Source organism: Moraxella sp. (assembly GCF_024227015.1).
Classification (GTDB): domain Bacteria; phylum Pseudomonadota; class Gammaproteobacteria; order Pseudomonadales; family Moraxellaceae; genus Moraxella.
The window spans coordinates 1-5,623 of record NZ_JAAELD010000304.1; the positions used below are offsets into that span (position 1 = coordinate 1).

Annotated in this window: 6 protein-coding genes; 3 read left to right on the plus strand and 3 right to left on the minus strand. The window is 45.9% G+C overall.

Annotated features, from left to right (window positions below):
• Nucleotides 1-1,228 (plus strand): AMP-binding protein (locus GY683_RS06960; protein WP_297288048.1); only part of this gene is annotated, 1,228 nt, incomplete at its 5' end.
• Between the two features lie 49 nt (nt 1,229-1,277).
• Here the strand turns inward: GY683_RS06960 and GY683_RS06965 are convergent.
• The 3 genes from GY683_RS06965 to GY683_RS06975 are packed head-to-tail and all read right to left on the minus strand — an operon-like array spanning nt 1,278 to nt 3,780.
• Nucleotides 1,278-1,787: a hypothetical protein gene (locus tag GY683_RS06965; protein WP_297288049.1), complete on the minus strand. Its 510-nt coding sequence runs from the start codon at nt 1,785-1,787 to the stop codon at nt 1,278-1,280.
• A gap of 1 nt (nt 1,788) precedes the next feature.
• Complete coding sequence (locus GY683_RS06970; protein WP_297288050.1) at nt 1,789-3,132, minus strand: deoxyguanosinetriphosphate triphosphohydrolase; 1,344 nt, start codon at nt 3,130-3,132, stop codon at nt 1,789-1,791.
• A gap of 39 nt (nt 3,133-3,171) precedes the next feature.
• Nucleotides 3,172-3,780: a methyltransferase gene (locus GY683_RS06975; RefSeq protein ID WP_297288051.1), complete on the minus strand. Its 609-nt coding sequence runs from the start codon at nt 3,778-3,780 to the stop codon at nt 3,172-3,174.
• Nucleotides 3,781-4,073: 293 nt separating this feature from the next.
• Between GY683_RS06975 and GY683_RS06980 the strand changes: the two genes are divergently transcribed.
• Nucleotides 4,074-4,715, plus strand: a complete 642-nt coding sequence (locus GY683_RS06980; protein WP_297288052.1) for a DNA methyltransferase — start codon at nt 4,074-4,076, stop codon at nt 4,713-4,715.
• A 1-nt stretch (nt 4,716) separates the two neighbouring features.
• Nucleotides 4,717-5,622 carry an Eco57I restriction-modification methylase domain-containing protein gene (locus GY683_RS06985; RefSeq protein WP_297288053.1) on the plus strand — a complete coding sequence of 302 codons (906 nt, stop codon included), beginning with the start codon at nt 4,717-4,719 and terminating at the stop codon, nt 5,620-5,622.
• Nucleotide 5,623 lies beyond the last annotated feature (1 nt).

The following is a 5,623-nucleotide window of genomic DNA, read 5'->3' on the forward strand; positions in this document are numbered from 1 at the left end:
TAATCTGCCGCACCTAAAAGTCGTCATCAAGGCAAGCGATGTCGAGCACGATGGTGTTTATCGTTTCAATGACTTGCTAAACGCACCAACATTGGCGCAACGCCAGCACATCGAGTACGTCGCCGAAAAACTACAATTCGATGACGTGGCGAACATTCAGTTCACCTCGGGCACAACAGGCAACCCAAAAGGCACGATGCTAACCCATCATAATATCCTTAATAATGGATATTTTGTCGGTGAAGGCATTAAGCTGACCGAGCATGACCGCATCTGTGTGTCCGTGCCGCTGTTCCACTGCTTTGGTATGGTGATGGGTAACTTGGCAGCGATGACACATGGTGCGACCGTGGTGTATCCGTCTTTTGCGTATAATCCGACCGAAACGCTACAAGCGGTACATGATGAACGCTGTACTGCGCTGTATGGCGTGCCGTCGATGTTCATTACCATGCTAGAAGATAAGCGATTTGAAGAATTTGACTTATCAAGCCTGCGTACAGGCATCATGGCAGGTTCGCCATGTCCGCGCGAGATCATGCAGCGTGTTATTGAGCGCATGCACATGAGCGAGATCACCATCTGCTATGGCATGACCGAGACTTCACCAGTATCAATGCAAAGCCATGTCGATGACCCGATTGATAAGCGCGTGAGCACAGTTGGACAGATTCATCCGCACCTAGAGGTCAAGATCGTCGATGAGAATGGCAACATCACCCCTGTTGGTGTTGCAGGCGAGCTGTGCACGCGAGGCTATTCGGTGATGGCAGGCTACTGGGGCGAGCCAGATAAGACCAAGGAAGTCGTGGACAAGCACGGCTGGATGCATACAGGCGACATCGCTGAGATGGATGAAGATGGCTTCGTGAAGATCAAAGGGCGCATCAAGGACGTCGTGATCCGTGGCGGTGAGAACCTATTCCCTAAAGAGATTGAAGATCTGCTATTTAAGCACCCTGCCGTCTCTAGCGTACAAGTCATCGGTCTGCCTGACAAGCGCTATGGCGAAGAGCTGTGTGCGTGTATCATCCTCAATGACGGCATGGACGGCAATGAAGACGAGATCAGAGACTTCTGCCGATCGCAGGTATCGCATCACAAGGTACCACGCTATGTCGCTTTCGTAAAGGAATTTCCGATGACCGCATCGGGCAAGCCGCAGAAGTTCAAGCTACAAGAGCTGATGCGTGTTGAGTTCAACCTAACGGGCAATATTTTTGAATAAAGATTAGCTTATTCAAAGTACAAAAAAGCAAGTTTTCGGACTTGCTTTTTTAGTGTCTTTTACACAAGATGTTGGGAATCTTGCCCAGATAGACGTGCTCGGCGATGCGCCCTTGTTGCTCAATGTTATAATCCCAAAAGCTCTTGCATTGATCGAAGGTGTATCTATAAGGGTTGTATTTTTTTAGGCTAAGGTAATGCAGCGTCTGTAGCCATGCACCCCTTAGTAGAACATTGATGCCGTGCTGATACTGCAGAACATGCGTCATCTCATGAATAAAAATCTGCTGATACAGCCTGCCATGCGCGCTAAAATCATCACGATAATGCCGACCACCCACAAAAATCCAGCCATTAGGCGCAATAAACACATCGTCAGACTGCCAAGGAATATAAGGATAATTCACCACACGCACCCTGCTATAATCCATGAGCTCGCCAAATACACTAAGCGCTAATGCCACCTCGCCATCTGTTAGGTGGCGAATGGGTGGTTTGATTTTTTGGTATTTTTTGATGAACCACGGCAGTTTTAGCCATGGCAATGCCCAGTTGATCATGTTATACCGACATCATGCCCATGCCTGACAGCTCTCTGGCCAATGTCGCTGCGCGGTTGTCGGTCATCCCACCCACAAAATCAAGCACCTTCATGTATGCCTGATAAGGCGTGTCATGAGGCTCAATCGGTGTATCGATGAGCTGTAGGCATAGCGCGTCTTTGTTTGATAGGGACTGATGGGTGACTTTGGCGTGTACTGCAGGCACCAATAAGTCTAAGATCAACCCAATGCAGCCAAAGCTCGCCACTTCGGTCGCAAGCTTGCTATGATGATTAAAAATTTTACGCCGTGCTAGGTCTTTGGCGTTTTCTAGGGTTTCTTGTAGGTTGTCATCACAGACTGCAAGCAGGTCTTTGGCGGCAAATTCACCTGCCACGAGCGCGCTTTGGTGGCGGATAAAGGTATCTGCCACCACCTCGATCGCCTGACCGATCGCCATACCACGCAAGGCAGCGCAGCGCTCTTTTTGGTTGGTGATGCGCCACGTTTTTTCGACGGGGATGAGCGTGTGCAGCACGGTCTCAAATTCATTGATGTCTAATAAATCGAGCTCAACCGCATCTTCCAGATCCAGCAGGGCATAACAGATGTCATCTGCTGCCTCCATCAGGTATGACAAGGGGTGACGCGCCCAGTGGTTATCGCCGAGCTTGGCAAGTCCAAGATCTTCGGCGACTGTCTGCATGAGTGGCAGCTCGGTCTGATAGATGTTGAATTTACCTCGGGTGCGTGCGGTGGGATGACTGGACGTCCAAGGGTATTTTAATAGTGTCCCTAGGCTGGCCGAGGTGAGGCGCATGCCACCGCGCTCAGCATACATCTCAAGCGTGGCAAGCAGTCTTAGGCTGTGAGCATTGCCCTCATAAGTGCAGATGTCATCATGCTCAGGGTTGCTAAGATTCGCCAAAAAATGCGAGTGATTCGGATCGCGAAACCACGCCCTTAGCGCATCTTCGCCCGTGTGTCCAAAGGGCGGATTGCCCATGTCATGTGCTAAACACGCCACCTGAACCACCGTTCCGATGTCGCTTGGGGTGAACGGATCGGGCAATAGACCGCCTTGTTCGAGCTGTACCCCGACACGATTACCAAGGCTTCGCCCGACGCTCGCCACCTCGACGCTGTGAGTTAGGCGGTTATGGGTATGGTCGTGCTTGGCAAAGGGGTGCACCTGTGTCTTGCGCCCTAATCTGCGAAAGGCGCCTGAGAATACCACGCGATCATAATCCACGTGAAAGGGCGTGCGCAGAACATCGATGCCATCTTGACTGGTCATCTTTGGACTGACGATGCCACGTTCAACCTTAAAGCGATTGGTGGAGAGTAATTGTGACCAGCTCATGAATTATCCTTTTGATGGTGGGTGTTTGCTCGAATGGCGTTACTCTTTTACCGCAAGCGTCACCGTATAAGTTTTGCCTTGTTTGATTTTGTCGGCATTGCCAAAGACTTCATTAAATGAGCGTTTCATAAAATCCCGCAGTCCGTTAATGGTAACGACATAAAACCGTCCGCCTACTTCCATGCGTTCATAAGCGTCCAGCAGGTACAGATAGTGCTGTTCTTTACTTGCCTTAGCAGGTAGGTTGCTCATGACAAGGCTAAATTTTTTGTCTTTATCCACGTGATAAAAGCCGTTGGAAAGCTGAACGTGGGTGTTGGTCAAGCCGTTTTTTTGGCAATTTAGCTTGGCGTATTCTACCGCGACGAAGTCCTTATCAATTAGGATATGCTGACCGTTTGGGCATTCGCGAGCCGCCGTCATGCCAAGCACGCCATAGCCGCAACCTAAGTCAATGGAATTATCATCCGCCTTAAAATCAATATAATCAAGGAGCATAAGACTGCCGTCATCAAGGCGTTCTGGGCTAAAAATCCCCCAAGTGGTACGAAAATCAAAGGGTTTGCCAAGCACTTCTTGGCGAAAGGTGATGTCGTCTCGCCATTGTTTGGCTTTATGTTGTAGGTCGGCTAGGGTGGTTTGTGTCATGGGGTTTTTCCAAAAAAGTTTTGATTATTGTAACAAAAAGCCATACGCCATAAAACCTATTTATTTTACTTTAGAAAATAAGCGCTCTATGATAGAATTTTCATAAATATTTACTCGGTTTTGTTATGTATTTTATTGACGAAATTCTCAAGCGCGCTATAATGCGTACCTGCGTACCTGCGTACCTGCGTACCTGCGTACCTGCGTACCTGCTAGCCTAACTTCCGCCCGATATTCCACTTCTTTTTCTTATTCTAAATCCTGTCATCTACTAGCTTGCAAGGGGCAATCCCATGCAGGTTAAATCTCGTCAACGTGTTGCCGACCACGGCGAAGTATTTACCGCCGAGCGTGAAGTTAAGGCAATGCTTGATTTGGTCAAAGCCCAATCCGAACAAATCGCCAGCACCTTTTTGGAGCCTGCGTGTGGCACGGGCAATTTTTTGGCGGAAATTTTAAGCCGAAAACTGACAACCGCTCTAAAATTATCCCAAATCAACAAAAGCCAAAAATCCCCCAAGTATTCCCAATTTCATTATGAAAAGCACGCCATTCACGCCATGTCCAGCATTTATGGCATTGAGTTATTATCGGATAATTGCACCGAATGCCGTAGCCGACTGTTGGGTTTATTCCTAGACCATTATCAAAGCCATTTTAAACAAACCAACTCTGCTGTTATTCAAACGGCAGAGTTTTTATTGTCAAAAAACATCGTCAATGGCAATGCCCTAACCCTAAAAGATTTAAATGACAATTCAATCCTATTTAGCGAATGGAAGTTCATCAGCGACACGCTCATTCAAAGGCGTGATTATATTTATGAGAATTTGGTAGAAAAAACCAATAATCAATTAACCGATAATCAAGGATTTATTCCCAAAAATATCCAAGATTACCCGCCCATTCATTATCTAAAATTAAGCGAGCAATAAAATGGACGATTTAAACTTGCAGATAAACAGTAACATCACAAAAGACCTAGACGCTCTTAATCAAGGTCAATTATCGCTATTTGAGCAAGCCTACAATCCCGATGTCTTGGATTGTTTATCCAGTCTATCCAATGATGAAGTATTTACATCGCCAAAACTGGCGAATCAGATGCTTGATTTATTGCCAAGCGAGATTTGGTCAAATCCAAAGGCGACATTCTTAGACCCTGTATCTAAATCAGGCGTTTTTTTAAGAGAAATTGTCAAACGCTTGGATAAAGGATTGGAAAATCAAATTCCTGATAAACAAACCCGCATTAACCACATTCTAAAACATCAAGTGTTTGGCATTGCCATTACCCAATTAACCGCCCTATTATCACGCCGCAGTGTTTATTGTGCCAGAATTGCCAATTCGCCCATTTCTATTTGTGATGAATTTGATAATGAAAGTGGCAATATTATTTTTGGTAATGTCAATCATCAATTTAAAGATGGTAAATGCACAGAATGTGGGGCAAGCCAAGATGTTTTTGGCAATCGGCAAGGCTTAGAAAACCACGCTTATGCGTTTATTCATAGCGATAAAGACAATGAATTTAAAGAGATTTTAAAAATGAAATTTGATGTGATTATTGGCAATCCGCCTTATCAATTAGATGACGGTGGGGCAGGTGCAAGTGCAAAACCGATTTATCATTTGTTTATTGAACAAGCTAAAAAATTAAACCCAAATTATCTGATTATGATTACCCCTAGCCGTTGGTTTGCAGGCGGTAAAGGGCTTGATGAATTTCGGGATAATATGCTGAATGATAAACGCATTAAAGAAATTCACGATTTTCCCAATTCAAAAGATTGTTTTGATAACGTTGTTATTGAAGGTGGTGTAAGTTATTTTCTATAGA